We start from the raw sequence: 1,858 nt of genomic DNA on the forward strand, positions 1-1,858 counted from the left end.
GATTGAGTCAAGTATTTGTGGGCAGAAATTTCTTCACCTTATTATTGGTAGCGATTTCATGATTTAAAAGTCTCTCTTGATATTGAAATTTCCACTTTTTTTAGCTATTTTTATTTAGTTTGTTGTAGTAGTCCTAAACAATGGACCGTTCCTTTCCGCTCCGGGCACTTGCTTTCCGCGGGGAGGAAGTCGAGCCTCCTCGACGTCCCGTCTGTGGGGTCTCGACCTTTCCTCTACATCCCGCAGGAGTCAAGCACCCTCCGCTCCAATCCACTCGGCGTTTTTCAATGTTGTTCAAAGTAACAATCTTTGTTAAAAACTCTCTGTTATAAACCTACTAGTGTTGTTAATGCATGGTAAACTGGTATATTGGATTTTCCCCTTCGATAAGGAATGTTACCTCTTGTTGCTTCCCCAATCGTATTCTTTATTTTCTCTACATAGTGCTTCGGTGGTTTCTTCTCTATCGTGGTCTCCGTCCATCGTTCCACTCTTCCAAACAATGTTTTTATCGTTAACTTATCCATGTACGCTACCATTCCTGTCATCATGGCGCTAACCCCTTTTTCTACCCAACTACGGCCATTTTTCAATCGTTTGGCCAATACGCTCATCATTCCTTCTGCACTTCCCATTGGTCGCATTCCTTCGGTACTAAACCCTTGTTCCTTGAGCCACTTCCGATAATCTGTCAAAGCTTCTGGATACTTTTCTAATTGTTGGATGAATCCCTCTAGACGTTCTTCCTGTACTTCTGTTTCAAGGGTTCCAATCGCACTATTCAGTTCTACAAGCAGCTTATGACTATCGTATTTTGCCAGGGCCATTCGTACAGAACGATAGCGTGGGTGATGAAGGAATAAACTCCGTAATTCTCTTGCCACGTGGAAACGATCAAGAGTAAAGAAGGCTCTTCCTTTAAAGTGTTCTCGACAAGCTGTGATCCAATTAGCTCCATCCCCATTGATCACGAGCTTATGCACGGTTGGATCGTATTCAAATGTCTCTATCAAGAAATCCTCAAATGCCTCCCAGAATGGCCGTTTTCCAAGATGGATAAAATGGCGTTTCCCCTTTAGGCTCACACGCTTTCCGTTCACTTCCCAACCTTGATGAACGGCAGCTATTTTCTCTTCTTTTCCCCTTTTGCCTTTTCCTTGACGTTTCACATATAAACCGTCCACCTCTACAAATAAGACAGGACCGTGAATGGGTTCTTTTGCCTTTGGAATGCTTGAGATCTGTAGTAAGTGCTGCCTAATTGCTTCATGGCTAATCACACGGTAGCCCAGGAGTGTTTCGAGGGTATTCGCTGCCTTTCGGTAGGCTGGACCCGTGATAGCCAGTTCCAAGGCTGCTTCTTCAATAAGTGGGCTAAAATTCCCCGCCCCTTCAAATTCCAGATGACGGTCTAAGAGATAGACGTACTCCTCTTTTTCCTTATCTCGATAATAGTTCCTCTTTATCTCCACTTGTCCAAAGAGACTGTCTATATGAGTTTTACGTTTATCTAGAAGTCTGTATCTTTTTTTATCTCGTTGTTCTGCGATCTGTTGGTCCATGTCCTCTAACATCGTCTTCATCACCGTTGAAAAGGTTGTCTGTAATTCCCTCCAAAGTAATTGTTCGATCTCTTTAAGATTAGGGTAATTTATGATATGATTTTGCATGAGGGCTCTCTCCTTTTGATTCTGGTTTTCGTCGACTATGATTCTACCAAGGAGTAGCCCTTTTATCATGTTTTCTGCTTATACTCTACCGCGCTTTCGCTTGGTGGCCCCTTCATTTGGGTAAGGACCTAACGGTCCTTACCCAAATGAAGGGGTTTAATTTTTGCCCACATTAATTTTACTCATAC

General features: G+C 42.9%; 1 protein-coding gene. It reads right to left on the reverse strand.

The genetic code is table 11. From position 1 onward, the window contains the following. Positions 1–326: 326 nt before the first annotated feature. Positions 327–1,670, reverse strand: coding sequence for an ISLre2 family transposase (locus J2S07_RS21765; protein WP_370872919.1), 1,344 nt, complete (start codon positions 1,668–1,670; stop codon positions 327–329). Positions 1,671–1,858 lie beyond the last annotated feature (188 nt).

Source organism: Anoxybacillus andreesenii (assembly GCF_030813005.1).
In the GTDB taxonomy this organism is placed as follows: domain Bacteria; phylum Bacillota; class Bacilli; order Bacillales; family Cytobacillaceae; genus Robertmurraya; species Robertmurraya andreesenii.